The following is a 25,467-nucleotide window of genomic DNA, read 5'->3' as shown; positions in this document are numbered from 1 at the left end:
TCGACCTCACCATACCCGTTGATGCATGACCGGCCATTGTATCCTCCGCCCGACGGGTTATCCACATGCGGCTCGCCTGCGGGGTGCTGTGGAAAACGGCGGCGCCGCAGGAAGCGCAGGCCAGGCCGGCAGGCCGCCAGCGCTGCGCATTTACGAAACGCTTTTCCACAGCCCTGAACACGACCTATACCATTGTTTATTAATTAAAGCTTCGACTTATCAACAGTGCTCGTCCCCAGTATTGACCACAGCGGACGACTGGCCATCGCGGTATCGAGGCCACGCCCCCGCCCCGCCGGCGGCGACGACAAGCCCCACGGCTTCGAGCGGAACAATTGCGTCGGGCAGCCGAAGTCTCTACAATTTCCGGTCTTGAACCGAATCCGCCCCTGGTTCCTATCGCGGGAGCCAGGGCATTCCTGTAAGACGTTCCGTCAATAAACCACGTGGGAATCCAGTGTTATGAAACGTACCTTTCAACCCAGCGTTCTGAAGCGCAAGCGTGTCCACGGTTTCCGTGCGCGCATGGCTACCAAGAATGGTCGCGCCGTTCTGGCTCGCCGCCGCGCCAAGGGCCGCAAGCGTCTGAGCGCCTGATCTCGGATTGCGCGTGTCCGGTCATGGTTTCCCCAAGCAGCTGCGTCTGCTGACTGCCGGGGATTATCGATACGTTTTCGATCACGCTGCATTCAAGGTACATGGCAAGGGGCTGATGGCCCTGGCGTGCCCCAATGGACTGGACCACCCCCGCCTTGGCCTGGTCATCAGCAAGAAGAACGTCCGCAGGGCCGTGGATCGCAATCGCCTCAAGCGGTTCGCTCGTGAATCCATCCGCCTGCAGCAGCGCTCGCTACCCGCCGTCGACATCGTCTTGCTGGCTCGGCGTGGCGCGAACGAGCTGGACCGGGCCACGCTGCATCGCCAGTTCTTCGGCATGTGGCGCCGCCTGGAGCGTGACGTCCGTAAGTCGATGACCTCCTGACCGGATACGGAGTCTTTACTCCGCTTCGATAGCCTGTCTCGGCAGGCTATCGACCTTTCCTACATGGCAGCGGATTTCGTTCCAGCGGCATGTTCACTACCCACCGGGCAGAACCCTCATGGACGTAAAACGACTCCTATTGCTGATTCCACTGGCCGTGCTCGCCTACCTGCTGGTCGTGCAGTGGAATCAGGATTATGGCCAGGTTGCTCCTGAGCCTGACGCTCCCGCCATCACCGCACCGGCCGCCGACGAGCAGCAGGCACCTGACGAGGATGGCCTGGCGGTACCCGCCGCGCCTCGGGCGGAACAGGAGATGGCCGGCGACATGCCGGCCGAGACGGAGCCGTCGAGCGGCACGCGCGATCTGGTCGCCGTGGTGACCGACGTGCTCGACGTTCGCATCGACCCCCAGGGGGGTGACATCGTCTACGCCGCCCTGCCCCAGCATCGCGTGGCGTTGGGCTCCGATCGCCCCTATGTGCTGCTCTCGGACAACGAGACACGCAGCTACGTGGCCCGCTCGGGACTGCAGGTGGACGGCCACGGGGGCCGCATCGGCTTCACGCCGGAGAACACCAGCTACCGCCTGGCCGACGACGAGGGCCGCCTCGACGTCGACCTTCACGGCGAGGTGAACGGCGTCGACGTGATCAAGCGCTTCTCCTTCGAACGCGGCAGCTATGCGGTCGAGGTCAGCTACCTCCTGGCCAACAACACCGAGGAGCCGATCACGGCCCGCTTCATCGGCCAGCTGGCGCGGGACAACAGCCCCGACCCCTCCAGCGGCGTCTCGATGGGCATGAAGTCCTACCTGGGGGGGGCCTACTCGTCGCCGGAAGACCGCTACCAGAAGGTCGATTTCGACGACATCCAGTCCGGCAAGTTCAACAACCGTGACGTTCAGGGCGGCTGGGTCGCCATCATCCAGCACTATTTCGTCTCGGCCTGGGCGCCGCCCCAGAACCAGCAGAACCTGCAATACGCCACCACCGATTCACGCAACCGCAGCGTGGCCGCCTTTGCCGGCCCGGTGACCTCGGTGGCGGCAGACGGCGAAGCCCGCCTGGGCGCCACGCTCTACATGGGACCCAAGGTGCAGAGCTACCTCGAGGAGGTGGCCCCCAACCTGCGCCTGACCGTCGACTTCGGCTGGCTGTGGTTCATCGCCAACCCGCTGTTCTGGCTGCTCGATCATATCCAGGACATCATCGGCAACTGGGGCTGGTCGATCGTCGTCCTGACCATCCTGGTCAAGCTGGCCATGTGGCCGCTCTCCGCCAAGGCCTACAAGTCCATGGCCCGGATGCGCAAGCTGGGCCCCGAGATGCAGCGCCTCAAGGAGCAGTACGGCGACGACCGCCAGAAGATGTCCCAGGAAATGATGAAGTTCTACCAGAAGGAGAAGATCAACCCTCTGGGCGGCTGTCTGCCGATCCTGGTGCAGATGCCGGTGTTCATCGCCCTCTACTGGATGCTGCTGGAGTCCGTCGAGCTGCGCCATGCCCCCTTCATGCTCTGGATCCAGGACCTGTCGATGAAGGATCCGTACTTCATCCTGCCGATCCTGATGGGTGCCTCGATGTTCGTGCAGCAGCTGCTCAACCCCACGCCGCCGGACCCCATGCAGGCGAAGATCATGAAGATGCTGCCGATCGTCTTCACCTTCTTCTTCCTGTGGTTCCCGGCCGGCCTGGTCATCTACTGGGTGGTCAACAACGTCATCTCGATTGCCCAGCAGTACGTGATCACGCGCAAGATCGAGAACGACCCCAGCGTGGGCAAGGCGGCCAAGAGCAAGCGCTGAGCGCACCAGGCGTCGCCCCAGACCCCAGACCCCCGCCCCGCGGGGGTCTGGCGTTTGAGGGCCCACGACGGGACAATGCCGCGTGTGACGCCGCAACCAACAGGGCCAGCCAATGTCGCATCCGCTCTATCACCAGGACACCATCGCCGCCCTGGCCACCCCGCCGGGGCGTGGCGGGGTGGGCATCATCCGCGCGTCGGGGCCGTTGTGCGCGGCGATCGCCGAGGCCATGGTGGGTCACTGCCCCGAGCCCCGGCGCGCCCACTACGGTCCCTTCCATGGCGACCGGACGATCATCGACGAGGGCATTGCCCTCTTCTTTGCCGGCCCGCACTCCTTTACCGGCGAGGACGTGCTGGAGCTGCAGGGGCATGGTGGACCGGTGATCATGGACCTGCTGCTGGAGCGCTGCGTGCAGCTCGGCGCCCGTCTCGCCAGACCCGGCGAGTTCTCCGAGCGCGCCTTTCTCAACGACAAGCTCGACTTGGCCCAGGCCGAGGCCATCGCCGACCTGATCGAGGCCAGCTCGAGGACGGCGGCCGAGAACGCCCTGCGCTCGCTGCAGGGCGAGTTCTCGCGTCGAGTGGAGACGCTGGTACAGCGGCTGATCGAGCTGCGCATGTACGTAGAGGCGGCCATCGACTTCCCCGAGGAGGAGATCGATTTCCTCGCCGATGGCAGGGTGGCCGAGATGCTCGGCGCCGTTCAGGCCGAACTCGCCGAGGTGCGCGCCGCCGCCGGCCAGGGGGCCCTGATGCGCGAAGGCATGAGCGTGGTGATCGCCGGGCGGCCCAACGCCGGCAAGTCGAGCCTGCTCAACGCCCTCACCGAGCAGGAGACCGCCATCGTCACCGAGATCGCCGGCACCACCCGCGACGTGCTGCGCGAGCACATCCATCTGGATGGCATGCCGCTGCACGTGATCGACACCGCGGGTCTGCGCGACACGCCGGATGCGGTCGAGCGGATCGGCGTGGCCCGCGCCTGGGCCGAGATCGAAAGGGCCGATCGTGTGCTGCTGCTGGTCGACGCCGCCACCACCGATGCCACCGATCCCATGGCGATCTGGCCCGAGTTCGTCGCGCGCCTCCCCGACCCCTCCCGCCTGACCCTGGTGCGCAACAAGATCGACGCCAGCCGGGAGGCAGCGACAGCGGAGTTGTCCACGACGCCGCCGGTGATACGCCTCTCGGCGCGAACCGGAGAGGGGGTGGATAACCTGAAGGAGCACCTCAAGACGGTGATGGGATACTCCACCACCACCGAGGGACGCTTCTCGGCCCGCCGCCGCCATCTCGACGCCCTCGATCGTGCCCAGCGGGCCCTCGAGAGCGGCGAGGCGCAGCTGTCCGGCCATGGCGCCGGCGAACTGCTGGCGGAGGATCTGCGCGACGCCCAGCAGGCCCTGGGTGAGATCACCGGCGAATTCAGCGCCGACGACCTCCTCGGCGAGATCTTCGGCAGCTTCTGTATCGGCAAGTAGCCTGCTACTCCGCCACCCACCAACCGGCCGTGTAGCGGCTTGCCTCGCCCAGCAGCGGCGTGGCCCGCGCCATGGCCGCGGCGAGGCGCTCGTCCAGTCCCCACGGCGGGTTGACCACCAGCATGCCGCTGCCGTACATGCCGTGCTCCCCCCCGGGCGGGCGCAGCGTCAGCTCGCTGCGCCAGATCTTGCGCAGCCCGCCGTCACGCAGCCGCTCGAGCAGCTCGAGGTGACGCCCAGCCGGCAGCAGCGGGTACCACACCAGCACCACGCCATGACGCGCCTTGCGCATCGCCGCCAGCAGCGTATCGGCGACCTCGGCGTACTCCTCCTTGCGCTCGAAGCTGGGGTCGATCAGCACGCAGAGCCGTGGGGTGGGGACCGGCAGCGCCTGGACCAGGCCCGCCAGGCCATCGCCGTGAATCCGCCGGGCATTCGCCGGCAGTGGCTGCTGCGCCAAGTGGTCGTGCTCACCGGGGTGCAGTTCGTAGAGCCACAGCCGATCGCCGTGGCGCAGTCGCCGGGCCAGCCACCAGGGCGAACCGGGATAGACCTCGAGGCGAGGCCCGCCGTGCTGCAGGTCGGTGACGGCATCGAGCCAGCTTGCCAGCAGCGGTTCGTCAGCCAGGCGACCCCGTTCCCGCCACAGCGGCAACACGCCGTGTCGATACTCGCCGAGACGCTGGGTCTCGGGCGCGTCCAGGGGGTAGACCCCGCGTCCGGAGTGGGTATCGACGAAGGTGATCGGCGAGGCCTTGCGCAGCAGGTGATCGACCACGGCATGCAGCACGAGGTGCTTGTGGAGATCGGCAAAATTGCCGGCGTGGTAGGCATGCTGGTAGGAGAGCATGAACGGTGACCTCAGGCGCAACGGAAGCGACCAGCGAACAGGCCCGCCACTGGCAGTGGCGGGCCTGCAGGGCAATGCCGCGGTTGGAGGACGCTTACTGCTGCGGGAACTGCGATTCGATCGGCGTCAGCGTGATCTCGACGCGACGGTTCTGGGCCCGACCCTCTTCGGTGTTGTTGCTCGCCACCGGCTGGCTCTCGCCGTAACCGTTCATCGAGAGGCGATTGCGTGCCACGCCTGCCTGGGCCAGGTAGCTGCCGACGGCCTCGGCGCGGCGCTCGGAGAGCCGCTGATTGTAGGCGTCGTCGCCCGTGCTGTCGGTGTGCCCGGCAATGTTGACGCGGGTATCGGTGTACTGGGTCAGCACGTTGGCGACGTCGTTGAGCGCATTGCGCGCCTGCACGGTGAGATCGCTGGAATCGAAGCCGAACGTCACGCTGCTCGGCATGTTGAGCACGATGTCGTCGCCGCGGCGCTCGACGTCGACGCCGGTACCGCGCATGCTCTCGCGCAGCTGCTGTTCCTGACGATCCATGTAGGCACCGATGCCGGCTCCCGCCGCGGCCCCCACGACCGCCCCGATCGCGGCGCGATCGCGACGGCTGGTGCTGCCGTCGCCCGACAGGGCACCGGCGGCGGCACCCACAGCCGCACCGATCCCGGCTCCCGACAGGGTCTTGTTGCGCTGGGTCTGCCCCGAATAGGGATCGGTGGTGGCACAGCCGGCGAGCAGCAAGGCAGCCGCGAGGGGGGCAACGAATCGGGTAGCTTTGAGCATGGGCAATCTCCGTTCAGGGTGTCGAGATCATTTCGTGCCGGCGTCGTCCACGAGCGCCAGCAGCTCGTTCAAGAATAATAGACCTCGCGGCGAAGCCTGAAGCCTTTCACGATCTTCCACAAGAAGTCCTTTTTCATATGCCGCAGCGAGCCGTTCGCTCAGCACCGCGAGGGGGCGCCCGGTGTGGGCCGGCCAATCGGCCATGGCCACACCGTCGACGAGGCGCAGCGCGTTCATGGCGAACTCCAGCGGCAGCTCGGCGTCGTCGACCCGGCTGCTGCCGGCGACGAAGCCGCGCGGATCGCGACGCCGGCGCAGGTAGGCCTCGGGCTGGCGCGTCTTCCAGCGGCGCTCGACCCAAAGCCTCCCCGACTCGTCCACGGCGCTCAGCTTGCCGTGGCTGCCGGCCCCGATGCCCAAGTAGTCGCCGAAGCGCCAATAATTGAGGTTGTGGCGGGAGCGCCGCCCAGGCTGCGCGTAGGCGGAAATCTCGTAGCGCGAAAGGCCCGCCGCCTCGAGCCGCTCATGGCCAAGGTCCTGGATCTCCCAGAGCAGCTCCTCCTCGGGCAGCACGGGCGGGCGCGAGTGGAACTCGGTGTTGGGCTCGAGCGTGAGCTGGTACCAGGAGAGGTGCTCCGGCGCGAGCGCCAGGGCGCGCTCCAGGTCGGCCAGGGCCAGCTCGGGAGTCTGCCCCGGCAGGCCGTGCATCAGGTCGAGGTTGAGGTTATCGAAACCGGCCGTGCGTGCCTCGGCCACCGCGGCAACGGCATCGTCACCGCTGTGGATTCGTCCCAGGGCCCCGAGCTGGGCCGACTGGAAGCTCTGCACGCCGAGCGACAGCCGGTTGATGCCGGCCCGGCGATAACCAAGGAAGCGCCCCCGCTCCAGCGTGCCGGGGTTGGCTTCCAGGGTAATCTCGACCCGCTCGTCGAGCGGCAGGCGCCGCGTCAGCCCCTCGAGAAAGCGCGCATAGAAGTCGGCCGACATCAGGCTCGGCGTGCCGCCACCGATGAAGATGCTGACCAGCGGCCGGCCCGCCGCCAGCGGCAGGTCGGCATCGAGATCGTCGAACAGGGCGGCCAGGTACTCGGCCTCCGGCAACTCGGCGCCCCGGCCCACCCCGTGGGAATTGAAGTCGCAGTAGGGGCACTTGCGCACGCACCAGGGCACGTGCACATAGAGCGCCAGCGGCGGCAGTGCCGACGCCTTCCGGGTGGCTGCCGGCATCAGCGCCGGGTCGCCTCGCGCAGGGCCGCCAGCATGGCCTCGAGGGCCCGCCCACGGTGGCTGAGGCGATTCTTCTCCGCGGCATCGAGCTCGGCGACGCTCCTGCCGAGCGCAGGCAGCCAGAACAGCGGATCATAGCCGAAGCCACCCTCACCGCACGGCTGCTCGAGGATCTCCCCCTCCCAACTGCGCTGGACGATGATCGGCACCGGATCCTCGGCGTGGCGCAGGTAGACCAGCGCGCACCAGTAGCGCGCGCTGCGGGCGGCTCCCGAGACCCCCGACAGGGATTCCAGCAGCTTGGCGTTGTTGCGCGCATCGCTCTTGGGTTCACCGGCGTAGCGCGCCGAATAGATGCCCGGGCTGCCCGCCAGCGCATCGACCTCGAGCCCTGAGTCGTCGGCCAGCGCCGGCAGGCCACTGGCCCGACTGGCCGCCCGTGCCTTGAGCAAGGCGTTCTCGATGAAGGTGAGCCCGGTTTCCTCGACGTCGGTCACGCCGAAGTCGGCCTGGGGCCGGACCCGCAGCCCAAGAGGCGCGAAAAGCTGGCCGAACTCACGGATCTTGCCGGGATTACCGCTGGCCAGGACCAGCGCGTCGGTAGGGGACACGATACTTCCTCTTCAATGAAGACCCGCAGGCCATCATCTTACACGAGCCTTGAGTCGGGCTGAACCAGCCTCTCTTCCGACCGAAGGCGCGGTATGCCGAAGTTGCAGCACGATAACGAACAACAATACCGGTACGGCATATTACCCGCGCAGGCTTGTTGTGTGGGTGTTCGTAACCTATCTTTACATCCAGCCTCGAGACGATGACATTGCGGGAAGCGGTGTGACTCGGCAGTGGATCCCCCTTTGCCTCCAACGCAGCCGCCGAACCGACAAGAATGAAATCAAGTCATGGAATCTTGACCGGAAAGCCGGCAAGACCTTGGCTTGGTTAAACAATGTTATAGACCCGATACCAATCGGCTATCTAATTTAGTAAACATAAAGGGAAGGTAACGAAAAGAAACCAACGCTTGCTTTAACCTCGAAGGATTCGAAAAGGGACGAGCGATAATGGATAACAAGGCAAGACTCTTGATGGTCGGCTCGCTGAGCCACAACCATCAAGAATTCGTTGAAGGCATGCAGAAAAAAGGCTGGCGCATCGACACGGCAGGCTCCCTGTCCCAGGCCGAGGCTCGATTGAGCGAGGCTGAGTACGCCGCGGGCATTCTTTTCCTGCACGACAGCCATGATGACCTGAAGCGTATCGAACTGCTCGTCATCCGCTCGGACATGGAGTGGATGGCACTGCTCCATGAGCCGGAACCCGACGACCCGGTGCTGTGCAAGACCTTGGGCAATCTTTTCATGGCCTTTCAGCCCGAGCCCATCGACGTCGACCAGGTCGACTGCCTGATGCAGCATGCCGCGGCCATGAAACGGCTCAGGGTCGAGGAGAGAGCGGCCAAGCCCCAGGCAGCGGAATTCGAGATGGTGGGAACGGTCCCCGCCATGCAGAAGGTATTCGACACCATCAGGCGCGTCGCCTCCGTCGATGCTCCCGTCTTCATCAGCGGCGAGTCAGGCACGGGCAAGGAGCTTGCCGCCCGTGCCATACACGAGCGATCGATGCGCGCTCCGGCACCCTTCGTCGCGGTAAACTGCGGCGCCCTGCCCAGCAACCTGATCCAGTCCGAACTCTTCGGACATGAAAAGGGCGCCTTTACCGGCGCCAGCCAGATGAAGATCGGACAGATCGAGGCGGCCGCGGGGGGCACTCTTTTCCTGGATGAGATAGGCGATCTCCCCCTTGAGCTGCAGGTCAACCTGCTGCGCTTCCTGGAGGAAAAAACCATTCAGCGTATCGGTGCGGTCGATGAGATCCATGTCGATGTCCGCGTGCTGTCGGCTACCCACATGGACCTCGAGAAGGCCATCGAGGAGGGACGCTTCCGCGAAGATCTCTATCATCGGCTCAATGTGCTGCAGGTTCCCATCCCCCCACTGAGGGAGCGCCAGGAGGATATCGAGATCCTGGCCAAGTTCTTCTTCGATAAATTCATCGAAGAGAAATCCATGAAGGTTCGCGGCTTCAGCCAGGAAGCCCTGGCCCTCATGCGTCAATACTCCTGGCCGGGCAATATCCGGGAGCTGATCAACCGGGTACGCCGTGCCATGATCATGTGTGAGCAGCGCTTGATCAAACCCATCGATCTGGGCCTGGAGCGGCGCACCTTGAACCGCAACGTCGTCACGCTCGAAGAGGCGCGTAACCATGCCGAGAAGGAGGCATTGATCTGCGCCCTGCGCCGCAACAAGCACAAGGTCAAGAAGGCGGCCGATGAGCTTGGCGTTTCCCGCGTGACGCTCTATCGCCTCATGGAAAAGCACCAGCTGGCGCGCAATCGCGACGCCTCCATCTCGCTGTCGTCCGCTTGATGTCCCCTCTCGCAGGTCCCGTACCGTCCGGCGCCGCCGGCGCGGTACGGGGCGAGCCGTCACATCTGGAACGGCATGCGGAGGGTCAAGTGATCGTGCGTCGTCGGATTCCGCTCCCAGTCCACCGCTACCGAAAAGCATCTGCGCTTTGTCTGCGACCGAGGCCCATATCCTTGCCTATGTGTCGTTCTCGGCGTGATTGATGTCATGCCATTGCCTGATGGTTGTAATGCTCGAGAATGAACGCTTGCCGTCACTCGCCATGTAAGGAGCAAATGACATGCCAAAAATATAACTCACTGTTTTAATGAGTTTTTTATTTTTCTACTTTGTATGCATGTGTTGCATAAAGGAAAATTCGGAAGGGATTTCATCAGCCGCAAGGGAGGAAAAAGCGCCGACTCGCGGCGTCACGGCCTAATACTTCGGTCAACACCAGTCTCTGCAAACCTGGCGTAACCCTGTTCCGTAAAACCATCACATAATAATTATAGTTGATTGTTTTAACTGGATTTTTAAGCGGATTTCGTTTCTGGAAAGGTACTCCCTTGAACAGGCTGATATCTCTGAGACCAGCCAGCTGGTATGAGAAATTAGAACGCATGAGAATAAATGGCGACTTCTATATGCAAAAGTTGTATTAACAACTTTGCCGTTTATGGCCGAGACTCCGATAAGCACCGTAATTTTACATTTTTTTACATTTTGAAATTCGGATAAAGGAGGGGCGAGCATGGCCGCCATGGATTTCCAAATCCTTCTTGTAACCGCCATCAACCCTCAGTCGAAGCTGTTCATCGAACACCTTCAACACCAGCTGGATCATGAGGTCATTGCTGTCGACACCGAGGCCATGCCATCCATGGATGAAGGTGAGGACGTCCTGGTGATTCTCGACCTGGATCACCTGAGCGAAGCGAACATGCAGCGATGGCAGGCCGCAGCGGATGGCAAGGAGAACATCAGCCTTGCGGCATTCAATGTGCGTGACGAAGGACACGCCGTCGAACTGCTCTCGTCGCTCAATCTGCAGGGGATCTTCTATCGGAACGACAGCTTGGAGCTGATCTGCAAGGGGATCGAGGCGCTTCACAGCGGTAGCCTCTGGATGTCGCGCACCTTGATGTCGCGCATGATCCAGCTGCTGCGTCGGCAGCAGATGAACTCCTACCGCCCGGCCTGCGGCTTGACGCAGCGCGAGCTGGAGATCATCGGGCTTCTCGGCACGGGGGCCACCAACTCGGAGATCGCCGAGAAGCTGTTCGTCAGCGAGCACACCGTGAAATCCCATCTCTACAATATTTTCCGGAAAATCAAGGTTCACAACCGGCTGCAGGCGATGAACTGGGCCAGGCGCAACCTGTTCAGCGTGCCTCCCAGCTACAAGCGAGAATCGAGGCACTGAGACAGGCAAGGGAGTCGTGCCAGAGGCAGTCATTAGGGATATCCGCCATGGAAACGCCCCCCAACGTGATGTTGCTGGATCGAGCCCCCGAGCGTTCGCGTAGGTTGCTGGCGGCGCTGAACGAACAGGGTTGCATCATCACGCTCGCCGCCAGTCACCAGGAAGCGTGCCATTGCATGGCAGAGGGCAACTTCCACGTCGGACTCGTCCAGTTGCAGGGAGAGGATGCCGAGAGTCTGTCGGCCCTGGAAGGCCTCGTTCTCGACAGCGGCTTCGAATGGGTGGCCTTGACCAACGCTCGGCAAGCCAGCGATGCCCGGGTCCGGCCCGCGCTTGTCCGGTTGTTCCACAGCGTGCATGTCGGGGATGACCTGCCCGGGCTGGTCTGCCTGTTGCGCAACGTCGCCAAGCTGCATGCCGTGTCGACCCGCGCCGACACACAGGCACGCCTGCATGTCGCCAGGAAGATCATGGTCGGCTCCACCCCCGGCATGCGTCGCGTCGTCGAGCAGATCCATGCCCTCGCTGACGTCGATGCCCCGGTGTTCATCAGCGGCGAGTCGGGAACCGGCAAGGAGCTGGCCGCCAGGGCCATCCACGAGCTTTCCTCCCGCGCCGAGGGTCCGTTCGTTGCGGTCAACTGCGGTGCCATTCCGCCCAACCTGATCCAATCCGAGCTGTTCGGCTTCGAAAAGGGGGCCTTCACGGATGCACACAGTCGTCGCACGGGAAAGATCGAAGCCGCTGCCGGGGGCACCCTGTTTCTGGATGAGATCAGCGAGCTGCCCTATGACCTGCAGGCGACCCTGCTGCGCTTCATCGAGAGCCGCCGTTTCTTTCGCCTGGGCAGCCGCAAGGAAACCCGAGCAGACGTGCGCATCCTCGCGGCAACCAACAGGGATGTGCCTGCGCTCGTGGCGGAGGGGCGTTTCAGGCTCGACCTCTTCTATCGCTTGAACGTGCTCGAGATCCTGATACCGCCGCTGCGGGAGAGGAAGCCGGATATCAAGCCACTCGTCGAGCTCTTCTTCGAACAGTTCAAGCACTACAGGCCTTCCGGCCTGACGGGCTTCAGTCCAGCCGCCATGGCGCGACTGCAGGACCACGACTGGCCGGGCAACATTCGCGAGCTGATGAATACGGTCTGCCGCGCCATGCTCATGTCGAATCCTCCCCGCATCGAGGCGGAGGACATTCCCATTGCCAACCCGGGCAAGCCACTTCAGCCACCCACTCTGGAGGAAATCCGTGAACAGGCAGAGCGCAGCACCATTCTCAACGCACTGAAGCGGAATCGCCACAACGTGGCACGCACGTCGCGGGAGTTAGGGGTCTCGCGCGTCACGCTCTACCGCCTGCTGGACAAGTACGACATCCAGCGCATCGTCGATCGACACTCATCACAACGGTTCCCCGGAACCGGGACACCAAGGGAAACGACACATGACTAGAATGCAAGCCCTGCTGTTGACCACCGCCCTGGGCCTGTCCCAGGTCGTGGTGGCCCAAGAATCCGCTACCCCGGGAGGCATCACCTCCCCCGTGGGCCAGGCCCCGGTCGAAGCACCGCCCGAGCAGCCCGAAGTCCAGGCCATCGCGGACATCGGCGGCGTGTTGACGCCGCGCGGTCGGCTGGTGCTCGAGCCGTCGCTGCAGTACTCCCACTCGGGGGTCAACCGCCTGACCTTTCGCGGCATCGAGATCCTCAGCACCCTGTTGATCGGAGTCTTCAGCGCCGAGGAGGCCGAGCGCGACATCTGGACGGCGGCGCTGACCGGCCGCCTCGGTGTCACCGACCGGCTCGAGATGGAGCTCAAGGTGCCCTATGTCTATCGCGACGATACCGTGCGAGCCACGGTCCCCACGGTCGGCGACGACAGCTTCGACATCGACCGCGACCTTTCCGGCAATGGCCTGGGGGACATCGAAGTCACCGCGCGCTACCAGCTCAACCGCGGCCACAACGGCTGGCCCTTCTTCGTCGGCAACCTGCGCTACAAGAGCGTCACCGGCGACGGCCCCTTCGACATCGCCCGCGATTCCGACGGCATCGAGAAGGAGCTGGCTACCGGCTCCGGCTTCCATGCCATCGAGCCCAGCATCACCGCCCTGTTTCCCTCCGACCCGGCGGTGTTCTTCGCCAACCTCGGCTACCTCTACAACATGAGCGACGACGTCGACACTCAACTCACCGACGAGCTGCACATCGGCGAGGTGGATCCGGGCGATGCGGTGCGCCTGAGTTTCGGCATGGCCTACGCCATCAATCCGCGGGCCTCCTTCACCCTGGGCTTCAAGAACGACTTCATCGGCAAGACCGAAACCGAGTACTTCGACGACGACGCCAGAGTGACCCAGAGCTCACGCACCCTCAATGTCGGCTCGCTGTTGCTGGGCTGGTCCTACCAGCTCAACCAGGATGTCTCGGTCAACCTGGGCCTGGAGCTGGGCGTGACAGACGACGCCCCAAATACCGTGTTGACACTGCGGGTGCCCTTCGGCTCCAACGTGTTCTGAACCACGGCCGGAGGCCCGGTGCCGACTACCGGGCCTTATTGACACTCGTGCGTTTAGCGGGCCAGGGACTCCGTGATGGCATGACGCTGCTGGGCCGCTTGCAGGGCGGGCAGGTTGTTCACCTGGACACCGATGTCGAGCCGCTGCTGGATCTCACGCTGCGAGGCATTGCTGACCACGCTGCCGAGAATGGCGTCGCGGGTCGCCGAGTGGAACACCGAGGTGAAACCCTTGGCGTCGTTCACCACCAGGCCGGGGAAATCCTTCATTCCGGTCAGGTTGATACCGCTCGGGGTCAACTCCATGATGGCCTTGCCGCTGCCCTGCCCAACCTGGCTGACGACCTGGCCATCGATGGCGCCGTGCTGGGTGATCGTCTGGGATACGATCTCCGTGCCCGCTCCGTTGATGACGAAGACGGTGTCCATCCGCACGTTGTCGACCAGGGTCTGCAGGGTGGCCCCGAAGCTCATGTCGAGCCCGGAGATCTGGAACCCGCCGCGCAGCTCTCTCAGCTCCTCCTCGGCGAGCGGCTCCAGGTAGGCGAAGTCGGCCGCCGGCAGCGCGGCGCTGGACAGGCACAGTGACACGATGCCCAGCCAACCGAGGCACCCGGGCCGGGCAGGAAGGTCCGGCGGGGCCAGGTCACGCCGGTGACTCGCGGCCGCTCGCCATGGGATTCGGCACATTCTCATGTCGTTAACGCCCCAGTTCGTTGATCGCCGGCAGTTGCAGCAGCAGGGAGGCCACGTCGGCGCGATCGACGGCACTGCCGACGGGAGCCGCGGGGCGGATGCGCCAGTCACGCTCATGGTTGAAGTTGGCCTTGGCGATTTCCACCTCGGCGCGTGCACCCAGCACCAGGCCGCTCCAGATCGACTCGAAGTGCGCCCGGGGCACCGCCACGGTGCCCACGGCCGGATCGCCCAGCAGCACGCTATTGGCGTCCATCCCCTTGAGGACCACGAAGTGTCGGTAGCCTCCGGTATTGATCAGGGTGATGGCGGGAATCCCGATGCGCTCCAGATCGTCGAGCCCCACCCGGAAGCCATCCGAGTTCAACCCCTGGCCATCGAGATAGCGCTTCATGTCGAGCATGGAGAAGCCCTGCTCCCGAATCTGTTCGACTTCACCCACACGAATCATCGACTCGAAGACGTCCGCCTCGGTGGTGGGCCGGTCGTAGTGATACGTGAGCAGGGTCGCCACCGCGGCCGCACCGCAGCTGTAGTCGTACTGCTGGGCGACGACACCGTCCCAGCGCATCTCGTGATGACTCCTGGCCGCCACCGTCACGGAACCGAAGCCTCCGTTCAGCGCTATCGTCACCCCGGCCGCCTGCACTGGAAGCGCCGCCAGACCGATGACGAGACAGGCCGACGACGCGCCCAGCCTTCGTAGGGTTCCGGTCATGCCCCCCTCCTTGCCCAGTCTCACTGGGGCGCATAGACGCTGATGCTCACCCCTGTCGAGACCGCATTGGCATGTCCCGTCATGAGGTTCATCAGGGTGATTCCCGAAACGTTGTCCATGGCATTGGCCTCGACGGTGATATTGCCCGAGACGATCGTATCGGCGGTAAATGACGCTCCCTGTGCCACCGCTTCCATGCTCTGGATGCTCTGGACGTTGACCAGATCGCGGAACCCCTCCCTGCCGGTAATGCTCTGCAGCTCACCTGACTCGATGCGATGGAGTCCATCGAACTCCGTGGTGACTTCGTCCGCCGCCAACATCAGCGGGCTGGCAAGGCTCAAGCCGGCCGCCAGCACAACATGCATCGCTCGCCCGTTACCCCTCATGGCATCGCCCCCTCTTCGCAGCTTCGTCAATGGGACCAAGGAAGGGCCGGCAGCCTTGCCACCGGCCCTTTGCCTTCAGCTCACGCCAGCCATCAGTTGCCGATATTGACGTTGCTGTGTGCCGCCACGTTGGTGCCCGCCAGCTGCGAGTTGTAGATGCCGGTGGAGAGGTTCATGTTGGCAATGCCGCCGAAGGTACCGGCGCCTGCCGCCATCGAGGCGCCCCCGGTGACGAGCGAGGCACTGCCGCCGTTGCCACCGTTGCCGCCGTCGCCGCCGTCGCCGGCGTAGGCATAGGCATCGCCGCCGGTGCCGGTGCCGCCGCCGCCACCGCCGCCATTGCCGGTGGAGCTGCCGCCGGCGCCCGCCATGGCATCGCCGCCCGAACCGCCGGCGCCGCCGGTGCCGGTGCCGCTACCGGTGCCGGTACCGGTGCCGCTTCCGGCCCCGCCGGTGCCCCCCGCGACAGAGGGCGAGGCAGTGGCGTCGCCGCTGCTGCTGCCGCCCGCCGAGGTGGACACGTTGTCCTCGACATCATCCCCGGCGACGTTGCCAGCCAGCCCGCCCACGGCGCTGCTGTCGGCACCCCCGCTGCCGTTGCTGCCGTCGGCATTGCCGCCCTGGCCTGCGCCAAGCCCCAGCCCCAGGCCCAGGCCGGCACCGTCGCCGCCATCGGCGCCATCGCCACCATGGGCCATGGACGCCCCGCCATCACCGCCGGTACCGTCCCCGCCGGACCCACCGACACCGATGCCTGCGCTCACGCCCAGGGCATCGCCACCGCTGCTGCCGGCACCGCCTGCCGCTCCATTGCCGGCAGTGATGTTGATGCGTGAACCGGTCACGGTGGAACGCAGGTCCTGGATCGCCACCACGCTGGTGCTGGTGTTGTAGGACTCGCTCATGGCCCAGGCATCGCCACCGGCTCCTGCCGCACCGCCGGCGCCACCCATGCCACCGGCTCCGCCATTCCCGGCATCGCTGGTTGCGTTGCTGTTGGCGGAGATCTCGGCGTCACTGCCTGCGTCGGCCCCGTCGTCCATCTCGCTGGCATTGTTCCAGGCGCCGGAGCCGGCAGCGCTGTTACTGCTGCCGCCGTTACCCCCGTTGCCGCCACTACTGTTGCCGCCGGCACCACCAACGGCCAGCGCCGCGGAATTGACCTGCTGGTCGACATTCTCCGCGGAACCTGAACTCGGGTTGGCGTGCGCGTGGGAAATGGCCAGGACCAGTGCCAACAGCGATGATCCTGCAATCACGTAATGCTTTCTCATGTCATTTCTCCCTAATCATGCATGATATTTCTTCCAGAGAAGGACCAGACGCTCGCGCCTCTCGCCGGGATTGACCCAAGAAAAAATCATTCCCCGATCCCCTTCACCTTGCTGACGGAGGAGCAGTGACTGGTCGGGGAATCCCTTCGCACTCTCCATGCCAGGCGTTTCTTCATTCCTTGTTTGGCAAGGGGTTGCGGCGCTGGAATAGACGGGACGGGCGCAAGGCATGGCGCACCGGAGGCATGGCGTCAGCAAGGGAGGAAGAAAACGTTACGCAACAGTAACAGCGACAGGAGAGCGTATTTCGTGATGAGAAAAAAGCCGCTATTTTTCAAAAGCTTAGGCGATAACCTTTCGGTATCGTTTTCCTTACATCGTAAACGTTCGATTACCTTTGGCGGCGCTTGGCCGCCCGCACGACGCGGGGTACGGGCAGCGGCGAACCGCTGGCAGGGTGTTCAGCCGGCAAACACCCGCTGCTGGATCAGCATCGCCAGCGTGTCAGAGGCGTTGTCGGCGGTAGTATCGAGATGCAGCAGATGCTGACGCTCCTCGTCGCTGAAGCCCTCGAACAGCGCCAGCTGCCGGTTGAGAACCTCGAGGCTGGTGGTCGTGTCTCCCCCCTGGCGCCTGGCACGCTTGACGATGCGAGCCCTGAGCGTGTCATCGTCGGCCTCGAAGCTGACGATAAGCACGGGCAGGCCGCGAGCCTCGCCCTGCTGCTGCAGCAGCCGGCGCTGGGCACGCGTCAGACAGGTGGCATCGATGCAGGTGGGAATGCCGGCGTTCAGCAGGAGTCCAGCCAGGCTGGCCAGGCGCTGGTAGGTGCGGCCGGTGGTCTCCGGACCGAAGATATCCACAGCCGGTGCCGCCTCGAGCGCCTGTGGAGAAAGCCCGAAGAGACGCCGCCGCTCGGCATCCGAGCAGAGCCTCACGGCACCCAGCCGTTCGACGATCTCGGCCATGAAACGGCTCTTGCCGCTGCCGGACACGCCGACCCCGATGATCAACGGGGGGAAGCGGAAGTTGGAGACCCGCTCGGCCAGCTCGAGATAGCGCCGGCACTCGGTCATGACCTCGGCCAGGTGAAACGCCGTACCGCGCCCCGCCTCCCAGCGCTGCAGCGCCCGTCGCGCGCCCGCCAGCGACCGGCACACGGCAAACACCGAGAGGAGGCGGGTGAGGGCGTAGTCGCCGGATAGCCGCAGGTAGCGGTCGAGTGCGTAGTGGGCTAGCCGCGTCTCGTCACGCACGTAGAGCCCCACCAGCAGCGAGGCCAGATCGAAGCCCGGGTCCAGGCAGCGCCTGGCCAGCGGATCCGTGGCCTCCAGGTCGAGGGCCTGGGACATGATCAGCCGCTGCCGATCGCACAACGCCAGGGACTGGCGGCCGACCACCCAGCTTGGGCGCGGTTCACCGCGTTCGTGGAAGCACGGCTCGAGTCGCACCAGCTCCTGCGCCAGCCACTCCCTCAGCCCGTGCAGGCGGCGCCGGTCCTCCTCGCCCGTCAGGCGGGCATCGAGCACGCCCACCTCGTCCTCGATCAGCGAGCGGGTCGCTGCCAGGCAGCCGGAGGAGCCCACGTAAGGAAGATCGTCGACGAGGGTACGATGGGAGGCCACCAGCGAATCGATCAGTTCGTCCACGTCGAGGGCAGTGGACGAAGGCATCTGGCCGTTCGCGGCGGTGGCATCCATGGTCACTCCTCGTGGCGGTGGCGCCTCGTCAGGGCTGGCGCACCAAGGCAAAAGCCTTCTCGGCGGCGTCCAGCGTCCATTGAATGTCTTCCGGCGTATGGGCGCTGGACATGAAGCCCGCCTCGTACGCCGACGGCGCCAGGTAGACGCCTTCGTCCAGCATCGCCGCGAAGAAGCGGCGGAAGGTCTCGGCATCGCATGCCGTGGCCTGGGCAAAGTTGTCGACCCGCGACTGCCCGGTGAAGAACAGCCCGAACATGCCACCGGCTCGCTGGGTGATCATGTCGATGCCGGCGGCATCGGCACGCTCCTGCAAGCCGTGGCAGAGCGTCTCCACGCGCTGCGCCAGGGCATCGTGGAAGCCGGGCTCGCGCAGCTTGGTCAGCAGGGCGATGCCGGCCGCCATGGCCAGCGGATTGCCCGAGAGCGTCCCCGCCTGGTAGACCGGGCCCAGCGGCGAGATCTGCCCCATGATCTCGCGCTTGCCGCCGAAGGCGCCTACCGGCATGCCGCCGCCGACGATCTTGCCCAGGCAGGTCAGGTCGGGCTCGATGCCGTAGTGCGCCTGGGCGCCGCCCATGGCGACGCGGAAGCCGGTCATCACCTCATCAAAGATCAGCACACTCCCGTACTCGGTGCAAACCCGACGCAGGGTCTCGAGGAAGCCGGGCTGTGGCGGAATGCAGTTCATGTTGCCGGCAACCGGCTCGACGATGATGCAGGCGATCTCGCTGCCGATCTCCTCGAAACAGGCCTCGACCTCGTCGATGTCGTTGTAGGCCAGGGTGATGGTGTGCTCGGCCAGCGACGCGGGCACGCCGGGCGAGCTGGGTTCGCCATGGGTCAGGGCGCCGGAGCCGGCCTTGACCAGCAGCGAGTCGGAGTGGCCGTGGTAGTTGCCCTCGAACTTGACGATCTTGTCGCGCCCGGTGACACCGCGCGCCAGCCGGATCGCCGACATGGTGGCCTCGGTGCCCGAGTTGACCATGCGCACCAGCTCGATCGACGGGATCATGTCGCAGATCAGGTCGGCCATGGTGGTCTCGATCGCGGTCGGGGTGCCGAACGAGAGTCCCTGGTCGAGCCGGCTGCGCACCGCTGCCAGCACGTCCGGGTCGGCGTGCCCGGTGATCATCGGCCCCCACGAGCCGACGTAGTCGACGTAACGCTGGCCTTCCACGTCGAACAGATAGGCCCCCTGGGCTCGCTCGATGAAGACCGGGGGCCGCTGCAGGCCCTTGAAGGCGCGCACGGGAGAGTTGACGCCGCCGGGAATGTGGCGGCAGGCCTGTTCGAAGAGCGTTGCGGAAGTGATCATGTCGGCCTCGTTGCTGTCTCGAAAATGATTTGACTCCGTCACCGGAGCTGCCGGGCTCGCGCCGCCCGATCTGTGGATAACTTCTTGGATAACCTTGGAATCCCCAGTGAAGATACGGGGATCTTCGCTCATGCCGGCGGCTTGGGTCACGCCCTGCACGGCCGAACGCCGCGGCAGCGCCTGGCCGTCACCCGGCTGCCAGGCATGCGCCAGGGCCTGCCAGGTGAAGCGCTGGGCCTGCTCACTGGCCGGGTGCAGCGTCTCTCCGGCGGCGAGACGCGCCGCCAGGGAAGAGGCCAGAGTGCAGCCCGAGCCGTGAAATCGACCCGCCAGCCGCGGCCAGCGCCAGGCAAAGCGCCCACCGGCCTCGTACAGCACCAGCTCCACAGCATCGCCGGGGACACCGGCTGCCGGGTCGTCGCTGGCCGTCACCAGCACGCTACGACAACCGAGCGACAGCAACCGCTGGGCGCGCGCCTGGTCGTCCTCGGCCTGTGGCCCGGCAAGGCGCGCCAGCTCGAGCCGATTGGGCGTCAGGACATCCACGCGGGGGAGCAATCGCGAGCGGAAGGCATCGACCAAGGTCGCTGTGGATAACTCTTTGCCTCCCCCGGCCTTGAGCACCGGGTCGACCACCACCGGCACCCCGGGATGCGCCTCGATGATCTCCACCACGGCATCGAGCGTCTCGAGACTGGCCAGCAGGCCGACCTTGATCGCCGACGGGCGAAACGCCGCCAGCGCCCCCGCCATCTCGCGGATCAGGTTCGCCGGGACCGGCGCCACCCGCCGCACGTCGTGACAGTCCTGTACCGTCAAGGCCGTCGGCACGGTCATGGCCCAGCCGCCACAGGCGGCGATCGCCTCGCCGTCGGCGGTGAGCCCCGCCCCACCGGTGGGGTCGTGACCGGCCAGTACCAGCACGATCGGCAGTTGTTCGCGCATCTCGTTCGACATGATCAGAACGGCTTGAGCACGACCAGGATCACGATGCCCAGCAGCGCGATCACCGGCAGCTCGTTGAACCAGCGGAAAAACACATGAGAGCGCCGGCAGCGGCCGGCAGCGAACTGCTTGAGATAGACCAGGCAGGCGTGGTGGTAGCCCACCAGCAGCAGCACCAGCAGCAGCTTGACGTGCATCCAGCCCATGCCGAGCCAGTGGGGCATGAGATAGAGCAGCCAGATGCCGAGCCCGAGCACCGCGACCATCGACGGCGTCATGATGCCGCGGTAAAGCTTGCGCTCCATCACCACGAAGTGGTCGATGGCCTGCTGCTCCCCCTTGTCGCGCGCCATGGCGTGGTAGACGTACAGGCGCGGCAGGTAGAACAGTGCGGCAAACCAGGTCACGACGGCCACGATGTGCAGGGCCTTGATCCAGAGATACATGCCTTCTCCCGGGCGAGTGATGACGAAGCGGCAGCGATCGGGTCGATCACTTGAGCGAATAGTAACGTTCGATGGCGCCGCGGGTGATGATACCCGAAATCCGCTTGTGCTTCGGCCGTCGACCGTACTCCACGAAGAGCGCATCGACGGCCTGGTCCTCGAGCCGCTCGAAGGCCTCCGACAGGGTCGCCTGAAAGTGGATAGGCGCCATTTCCAGGCGCAGCCCCGGGACTTCGAGCAGGTCGATCAGTGCCTCCTCGGTGGTGATCTCCTCCAGCTCCTGCTCGTCGATCAGCGCCCGCGCCAGGTCGGCGGCCTTGAGCGCCAGGGTCGGCTTGTCGCCGGTGGAGCGCAGGATCAGGATCCAGGCCGGCTTGGCAATGAGCAGTGCCCGGGCCTGTTCGCGGGTCACCATGCGCGGCGTGGTGACGAAGCTGCGCTCCATCACCGCCGGGACCGAGACCCGCGAGAGCGCCTGCATCAGGGGCTGCTGCAACGGGTGCAGGCCATGGCGGGTCACGCTGATGAAGAAACCGTCGCAGCGACACAGCTGCCGGGCGGTCAGCCCCGAGACCACCACCGCCAGCATGCCCGGGAGGATGATGTTGGGATTGTGGGTCAACTCCAGCAGCGCCATCAGCGCGGCCAACGGCGCCTGCAGCACGGCGCCCATCATCGCCGCCATGCCGAGCATGGCATAGAACCCGGGCTCGACGCCCAGTTGGGGAAAGAGCCAAGCCCCTACCAGGTCAGCCAGCGCCCCGGCCGCAGCCCCGACCACCAGCACCGGGCCGATGATGCCGATGGGAATCTTGCTGGCCACGGTAATGGCCGTCAGCAGCAGCTTGGCCACCACCAGCGCCAGCAGCACGTCGACGGTCAGGTTCCCCGCCAGCGACGCATCCAGGCTGTCGTAGCCGATGCCCTGCACGTCGGGGTACCACCACGCCACCGCCGCCGTGGCCAGGGCCACCAGCGCCAGGCGCAGCACCACCGGCAGGCCGCTGAGGCGCTCGCTTCTCGCCACGTGGATGAACAGCCCCGCCAGCAGGCCGATGAACAGCGCCGTGATCACGATCCACGGCAGGTTCATCAGCGAGCCCAGGCTGACGCTGGGTACCTGGATGGCCGGTTCCGAACCGTACACCAGCATGGCCATCAGGGCGCCCATGGTGGAGGCCAGGATGACCGGCATGAAGCCGGCGATGGTGTACTCCATCATCACCACCTCCATGGCGAAGATGACCCCGGCGATCGGCGTGTTGAAGGAGGCCGAGATGCCCGCCGCCGTGCCGCAGGCCACCAGCACCCGCAGGCTGTTGTGCGGCAGCCGCAGGCGTTGTCCCAGGCCGCTCGCCGCGGCGGCACCGAGGTGGATGGCCGGCCCCTCGCGGCCGGCGGAAAGGCCGCCCAGCACCGTGGCCACCCCCACCCACCACTGGTTGATCCAGTTGCGCAGGGGGAAACGGCCCTGATGGTAAGTGAGGCGCTCGATCACGTGGCCGACGCCCAGCTTGCGTGCCGCCGCCGGCTGGCGCCACAGGAAGATGCCGATCAGCGTCACGGCGAGCAACGGCAGGCCGGCGCGGAACTCCGGCGCGAGCCCCTCGAAGGCCTCGTGGTCGCCCCCCGGCATGAACAGCAAGCCGCCCAGTTCCAGCAACAGCCGGAAGCCAACCATCACGGCGCCGGTCACGACCCCCGAGACGACCCCCAGCACGCACAGCTGGGGCAAGGCGTCGACACTGGCTAGCTTGCGGCGAAAGCCTTCCAGGCTGAAGGCGGGTAGCGAGAGGCGCGGCACGGCGTGTTTCCTGTGCGGTCGTTTCCTGGGACAGCGACAACGAGGCGGTTGAGTCGCCGCCACTTCTCTTGTGTATCATATCCGGACAGGGCGGTCCCGTTGACGGCCGCTCCCGCCAGGCAAACTTCGAAGGAGTCGCGTTGTGATCAAGGTCGGAATCGTCGGCGGCACCGGTTATACCGGCGTCGAGCTGCTCAGGCTGCTGGCTCAGCACCCCGAGGTCGAGGTCGAAGCCATTACCTCGCGCTCCGAGGCCGGCATGCGCGTGGGCGACATGTACCCCAACCTGCGCGGCCACTATGACACGCTGGCCTTCAGCGAGCCCGACCCGCGACGTCTCGGCGCCTGCGACGCGGTGTTCTTCGCCACGCCGCACGGCGTCGCCCACGCGCTGGCCGGCGAGCTGCTCGCCCAGGGCACCCGAGTGATCGACCTCTCCGCCGACTTCCGCCTGCGCGATGCCGAGGTGTGGGCCGAGTGGTACGGCCAGCCCCATGGCGCCCCGGCACTGCTCGACGAGGCCGTCTACGGCCTGCCCGAGATGCATCGCGAGCGCATTCGCCGGGCGCGACTGATCGCGGTGCCGGGCTGTTACCCCACGGCGGTCCAGCTGGGGCTGCTGCCGCTGCTCGAGGCCGGGCTGATCGACGCCGAGCACGTCATCGCCGACTGCAAGTCGGGCGTCACCGGCGCCGGCCGCGGGGCCAAGGTCCCCTCGCTGCTGGCCGAGGCCAGCGAGTCGATGAAGGCCTACGGTGCCGGCGGCCACCGCCACCTGCCGGAGATCCGCCAGGGCCTCGGCGACGCCGCCGGAGGCGCGGTGGGTCTGACCTTCGTGCCGCACCTGACGCCGATGATCCGCGGCATCCACGCCACCCTCTACGGTCGCCTGAAAAGCGAACCGGGCGATCTCCAGGCGCTGTTCGAGCAGCGCTTCGCCGACGAGCCCTTCGTCGACGTGATGCCCGCCGGCAGCCACCCCGAGACGCGCAGTGTCAAGGGGGCCAACGTCTGCCGCCTGGCCGTGCATCGCCCCGCGGGCGGCGACACCGTGGTGGTGCTGTCGGTGATTGACAACCTGGTCAAGGGCGCCTCGGGGCAGGCGGTACAGAACCTCAACATCATGTTCGGCTTCGCCGAGAACGCCGGGCTCGCCGCCCCCGCGCTGATGCCCTGAGGTGGCTACCCAGCGGTGACAGGGCGCCTTCCCTGAGGCGCCCCTTCCTGAATAGTTGACCGTTTTGCTGGGGATTAGGGATAATGGCGAGTTACCGATTCATTCAGCTCAGGGAAACGCGGGACGAGTCGATGCACGAGGCGAAGCGCAACGCCGCGATTCGCTCGTGCAACCATTTGCGCGACGTTTCCCCAGGGGAGGATGCCCATGAGCGGCGCCGAAACCTTCGTTCCCACTCCCATGATGCTCTCCGGGGCCGCCAGGAAGCGGCTCCAGGCGCTCATCGAGGAGGAGGGCAAGCCCGATCTCAAGCTTCGCGTCTACGTCACGGGAGGCGGCTGCTCGGGTTTCCAGTACGGCTTCGACTTTGCCGACTCGGTCGGCGATGACGACACCCTGATCCAATTCGGCGACGTCGCACTGGTCGTCGACGAGCTCTCCTACCAGTACCTCGTGGGTTCCACCGTCGACTACGAGGAGGGGCTCGCCGGTGCCCGTTTCCTGGTCCAGAACCCCAACGCCACGACCACCTGCGGCTGTGGCGCCTCCTTCATGGTGTGATTTTCCTGCAATCGTCACCGCGACAGCACAGAATCCGTTCGACTTGACGCTTCCCCGTGGACTCGCCATGGTTTAAAGGCGTAACGCCACAACAATTCACCATGGGGAAACGTATGAAACGACACGTGAAGACGGCCACCCTGGTTTCGGGCATGGCCTTCGCGCTGGGCCTCACCGCCTCGGCCGCCGCCAACGAGACGCTCGACGTGGTGACCGACCCGAGCTTCGTCCCCTTCGAGATGATGGATCAGGAAACCGGCGAGATGGTCGGTTTCGACATGGACATCATCGCCGCCGTCGCCGAACGTGCCGGCTTCGATTACGAACTCGAGACGATGGACTTCAACGGCATCATTCCTGCCGTCCAGACCGGCAACGTCGACGTCGCCATCGCCGGCATCACCATCACCGAGGAGCGCGCCGAGATCGTCGACTTCTCGGACCCCTACTACGACAGCGGTCTCAAGATCCTGGTGCGCGCCGACGAGGATGGCGTCGAGCAGATCGAAGACCTCGAAGGCAAGACCATCGCCACCAAGGTCGGCTCCACCAGCTACGACTTCCTGCAGGAGAACCTCGGCGACAGCGCCGAGATCACCCCCTACCCCGGCAGCAGCGACATGTACATGGCCCTGCTCGGCGGCAGCGCCGACGCCGTGTTCTACGATGCCCCCAACGTCAGCTACTTCGCCCAGACACGCGGCGAGGGCCGGACCAAGGTGGTCGGACCGCTCTACGAGGGCCAGCAGTACGGCATCGTCTTCGTCAAGGGCAGCGAATGGGTCGAACCCGCCAACCAGGCGCTGGCCGAGATGCGCGAGGACGGCAGCTACGACGAGATCCACGAGAAGTGGTTCGGCAGCGCCAGCGACGAATGACAGCCCAGCGCTGTGACGCGGGGCCGGGTCGAGGATCCGGCCCCGCGGCGTTGCCACCTGCCCGCGTCTCTCGGCTTCCGA

At 65.5% G+C, this 25,467-nt stretch carries 23 protein-coding genes and 1 pseudogene; 11 read left to right on the top strand and 13 right to left on the bottom strand.

The genetic code is table 11. The features are described 5' to 3' along the window. Positions 1-462: 462 nt before the first annotated feature. From rpmH to mnmE, 4 genes are all read left to right on the top strand, one after another. Positions 463-597, top strand: a complete 135-nt coding sequence (gene rpmH, locus I4484_RS20790; RefSeq protein WP_010626003.1) for a 50S ribosomal protein L34 — start codon at positions 463-465, stop codon at positions 595-597. Positions 598-610: 13 nt separating this feature from the next. Continuing rightward, positions 611-982 (top strand): ribonuclease P protein component, encoded by a 372-nt coding sequence (gene rnpA / locus I4484_RS20785; RefSeq protein ID WP_197449036.1) that lies wholly within the window; start codon positions 611-613, stop codon positions 980-982. Between the two features lie 118 nt (positions 983-1,100). Next, the gene (yidC, locus tag I4484_RS20780; RefSeq protein WP_197449035.1) at positions 1,101-2,789 is read left to right on the top strand and encodes a membrane protein insertase YidC; all 1,689 of its coding nucleotides are present in this window, start codon (positions 1,101-1,103) and stop codon (positions 2,787-2,789) included. A gap of 112 nt (positions 2,790-2,901) precedes the next feature. After that, positions 2,902-4,272, top strand: a complete 1,371-nt coding sequence (gene mnmE, locus I4484_RS20775; protein ID WP_197449034.1) for a tRNA uridine-5-carboxymethylaminomethyl(34) synthesis GTPase MnmE — start codon at positions 2,902-2,904, stop codon at positions 4,270-4,272. A gap of 4 nt (positions 4,273-4,276) precedes the next feature. Here mnmE and I4484_RS20770 read toward each other — a convergent pair whose 3' ends face one another. The 4 genes from I4484_RS20770 to rdgB form a co-directional block, all read right to left on the bottom strand. After that, positions 4,277-5,122 (bottom strand): 23S rRNA (adenine(2030)-N(6))-methyltransferase RlmJ, encoded by an 846-nt coding sequence (locus I4484_RS20770; protein ID WP_197449033.1) that lies wholly within the window; start codon positions 5,120-5,122, stop codon positions 4,277-4,279. A 94-nt stretch (positions 5,123-5,216) separates the two neighbouring features. After that, positions 5,217-5,900 carry an OmpA family protein gene (locus tag I4484_RS20765; RefSeq protein WP_197449032.1) on the bottom strand — a complete coding sequence of 228 codons (684 nt, stop codon included), beginning with the start codon at positions 5,898-5,900 and terminating at the stop codon, positions 5,217-5,219. Positions 5,901-5,927: 27 nt separating this feature from the next. Continuing rightward, complete coding sequence (hemW, locus tag I4484_RS20760; protein WP_197449031.1) at positions 5,928-7,127, bottom strand: radical SAM family heme chaperone HemW; 1,200 nt, start codon at positions 7,125-7,127, stop codon at positions 5,928-5,930. Then, positions 7,127-7,738, bottom strand: coding sequence for an RdgB/HAM1 family non-canonical purine NTP pyrophosphatase (gene rdgB, locus I4484_RS20755; protein WP_197449030.1), 612 nt, complete (start codon positions 7,736-7,738; stop codon positions 7,127-7,129). Before rdgB ends, hemW begins: the two co-directional genes overlap by 1 nt. 453 nt (positions 7,739-8,191) lie before the next feature. Here rdgB and I4484_RS20750 point away from each other — a divergent pair, with 453 nt between their 5' ends. From I4484_RS20750 to I4484_RS20735, 4 genes are all read left to right on the top strand, one after another. After that, complete coding sequence (locus I4484_RS20750) at positions 8,192-9,559, top strand: sigma-54 dependent transcriptional regulator (RefSeq protein WP_197449029.1); 1,368 nt, start codon at positions 8,192-8,194, stop codon at positions 9,557-9,559. Positions 9,560-10,292: 733 nt separating this feature from the next. Then, positions 10,293-10,964 carry a LuxR C-terminal-related transcriptional regulator gene (locus I4484_RS20745; RefSeq protein WP_197449028.1) on the top strand — a complete coding sequence of 224 codons (672 nt, stop codon included), beginning with the start codon at positions 10,293-10,295 and terminating at the stop codon, positions 10,962-10,964. Between the two features lie 104 nt (positions 10,965-11,068). Further along, positions 11,069-12,415, top strand: a complete 1,347-nt coding sequence (locus I4484_RS20740; RefSeq protein WP_197449027.1) for a sigma-54-dependent Fis family transcriptional regulator — start codon at positions 11,069-11,071, stop codon at positions 12,413-12,415. After that, a complete protein-coding gene (locus I4484_RS20735; RefSeq protein ID WP_234283674.1) occupies positions 12,408-13,481 on the top strand; it encodes a transporter in 1,074 nt (357 codons plus the stop codon). The genes I4484_RS20740 and I4484_RS20735 overlap by 8 nt, the downstream gene beginning before the upstream one ends. 53 nt (positions 13,482-13,534) lie before the next feature. Here I4484_RS20735 and I4484_RS20730 read toward each other — a convergent pair whose 3' ends face one another. The 9 genes and pseudogenes from I4484_RS20730 to I4484_RS20690 all read right to left on the bottom strand — a co-directional run bounded on the left by I4484_RS20730 (position 13,535) and on the right by I4484_RS20690 (position 22,770). Continuing rightward, positions 13,535-14,071, bottom strand: a complete 537-nt coding sequence (locus I4484_RS20730) for a hypothetical protein (protein ID WP_197449026.1) — start codon at positions 14,069-14,071, stop codon at positions 13,535-13,537. Positions 14,072-14,180: 109 nt separating this feature from the next. Then, on the bottom strand, positions 14,181-14,894 hold the full coding sequence (locus I4484_RS20725) for a C39 family peptidase (RefSeq protein WP_197449025.1): 714 nt from the start codon (positions 14,892-14,894) through the stop codon (positions 14,181-14,183). A 20-nt stretch (positions 14,895-14,914) separates the two neighbouring features. After that, on the bottom strand, positions 14,915-15,262 hold the full coding sequence (locus I4484_RS20720) for a hypothetical protein (protein WP_197449024.1): 348 nt from the start codon (positions 15,260-15,262) through the stop codon (positions 14,915-14,917). A 113-nt stretch (positions 15,263-15,375) separates the two neighbouring features. Continuing rightward, complete coding sequence (locus I4484_RS20715; protein ID WP_197449023.1) at positions 15,376-16,557, bottom strand: hypothetical protein; 1,182 nt, start codon at positions 16,555-16,557, stop codon at positions 15,376-15,378. Positions 16,558-17,018: 461 nt separating this feature from the next. After that, the gene (locus tag I4484_RS20710; RefSeq protein WP_234283675.1) at positions 17,019-18,257 is read right to left on the bottom strand and encodes a bifunctional aminoglycoside phosphotransferase/ATP-binding protein; all 1,239 of its coding nucleotides are present in this window, start codon (positions 18,255-18,257) and stop codon (positions 17,019-17,021) included. Between the two features lie 28 nt (positions 18,258-18,285). Next, the gene (hemL, locus tag I4484_RS20705) at positions 18,286-19,575 is read right to left on the bottom strand and encodes a glutamate-1-semialdehyde 2,1-aminomutase (protein ID WP_197451144.1); all 1,290 of its coding nucleotides are present in this window, start codon (positions 19,573-19,575) and stop codon (positions 18,286-18,288) included. A gap of 165 nt (positions 19,576-19,740) precedes the next feature. After that, positions 19,741-20,520, bottom strand: a pseudogene (locus I4484_RS20700) (hydroxymethylpyrimidine/phosphomethylpyrimidine kinase); the annotation flags it as partial. 14 nt (positions 20,521-20,534) lie between these two features. Then, the gene (gene hemJ, locus I4484_RS20695) at positions 20,535-20,966 is read right to left on the bottom strand and encodes a protoporphyrinogen oxidase HemJ (protein WP_197449022.1); all 432 of its coding nucleotides are present in this window, start codon (positions 20,964-20,966) and stop codon (positions 20,535-20,537) included. A 46-nt stretch (positions 20,967-21,012) separates the two neighbouring features. Continuing rightward, positions 21,013-22,770 carry a chloride channel protein gene (locus I4484_RS20690; protein ID WP_197449021.1) on the bottom strand — a complete coding sequence of 586 codons (1,758 nt, stop codon included), beginning with the start codon at positions 22,768-22,770 and terminating at the stop codon, positions 21,013-21,015. A 142-nt stretch (positions 22,771-22,912) separates the two neighbouring features. Between I4484_RS20690 and argC the strand changes: the two genes are divergently transcribed. The 3 genes from argC to I4484_RS20675 all read left to right on the top strand — a co-directional run bounded on the left by argC (position 22,913) and on the right by I4484_RS20675 (position 25,386). Next, the gene (gene argC, locus I4484_RS20685; RefSeq protein ID WP_197449020.1) at positions 22,913-23,947 is read left to right on the top strand and encodes an N-acetyl-gamma-glutamyl-phosphate reductase; all 1,035 of its coding nucleotides are present in this window, start codon (positions 22,913-22,915) and stop codon (positions 23,945-23,947) included. A gap of 207 nt (positions 23,948-24,154) precedes the next feature. Beyond that, positions 24,155-24,508, top strand: coding sequence for an iron-sulfur cluster insertion protein ErpA (erpA, locus tag I4484_RS20680; RefSeq protein WP_197449019.1), 354 nt, complete (start codon positions 24,155-24,157; stop codon positions 24,506-24,508). 113 nt (positions 24,509-24,621) lie between these two features. Then, positions 24,622-25,386, top strand: coding sequence for a transporter substrate-binding domain-containing protein (locus I4484_RS20675; protein ID WP_197449018.1), 765 nt, complete (start codon positions 24,622-24,624; stop codon positions 25,384-25,386). Positions 25,387-25,467 lie beyond the last annotated feature (81 nt).

The sequence above is a fragment of the Halomonas sp. SS10-MC5 genome, assembly GCF_015992245.1.
GTDB lineage: Bacteria > Pseudomonadota > Gammaproteobacteria > Pseudomonadales > Halomonadaceae > Halomonas > Halomonas sulfidoxydans.
This window is presented reverse-complemented; position numbering and strand designations above follow the sequence as displayed.